Below are 864 nucleotides of genomic sequence, written 5' to 3'. Positions count from 1 at the left end.
TGCGGCAAAGAGTTGTAGCAGCCTACCAGGCAGGTAACACCTCCATCCGCCAGGTAGCTAAACGCTTCATGGTTACCAAAAGAACAGTACACCGCTGGGTGCGTCAGTACCAACAAACTCAAGATTTAGCCCCTAAGAAAGCAGGCACCAAGCGAGTGGGCATTTTGGAACAACATCGGCAGGAAGTGATCGCAATTATTACAGAACACCCAGACTTCTACCTGTGGCAGTATCAAGAACTGTTGCGCGAGCGCTTAGGAATCAATGTAAGCATCGTCACGATACATAATTTCTTGAAAAAGCAAGGAATGACTCTAAAAAAAAGACCTACCGCAGTGCAAAAGTCAAAGAAGAGGAGGTGCAAAGGGAACGACTAGCTTATAGTCAAGAAGTCAGGAATATTCCAGCGGAGGATTTGATTGCCATCGACCAGACGGGAGTCTGGGAGGGAATGGAGCGGAGAGTATCTCGGAGTTTACGTGGTCAAAGGGCTTATCATTATCGTCAGAGATACAAGGGTGAAAAGTATACGGTTATTGGAGCTATTTCCTTGAGAGGTGTAGTTGGCTGTCGTGTCATCAAGGGTGGGATGAAGAAAGGAGACTTTTTGGAGTTTTTGAGAAGCGAGCTATGTCCGAAGCTAGATGCGAGGAAGGTTGTGATTATGGACAATTTGAATATCCACAAGAGTCGGGAAGTTGAGGAATTGATTAGGGGGACAGGAGCACGAATCCTATACCTGCCTGTGTATGCGCCGGAGTTGAATCCCATTGAGATGATGTGGTCGGTATTGAAGCATTTTATTCGGCAGCTTTGCAGAATTGGGAAATATAGCATGGAGCAGATAGTGAAGACTTCTTTACT

The 864-nt window shown here is 46.1% G+C and carries 1 protein-coding gene; it reads left to right on the top strand.

The genetic code is table 11. From position 1 onward, the window contains the following. Window positions 1-864 (top strand): IS630-like element ISSoc15 family transposase gene (locus tag GG26_RS13645; RefSeq protein ID WP_414391186.1). Its coding sequence is split into 2 segments (ribosomal slippage), with 865 coding nucleotides annotated over them: window positions 1-315 and window positions 315-864; the frame shifts between segments, so codons are not numbered across the junction. This gene is flagged as partial in the annotation.

Origin of the sequence: Synechococcus sp. 'PEA 65AY6A-5F PE A' (assembly GCF_047462575.1) — a bacterium.
Classification (GTDB): domain Bacteria; phylum Cyanobacteriota; class Cyanobacteriia; order Thermostichales; family Thermostichaceae; genus Thermostichus.
This window is presented reverse-complemented; position numbering and strand designations above follow the sequence as displayed.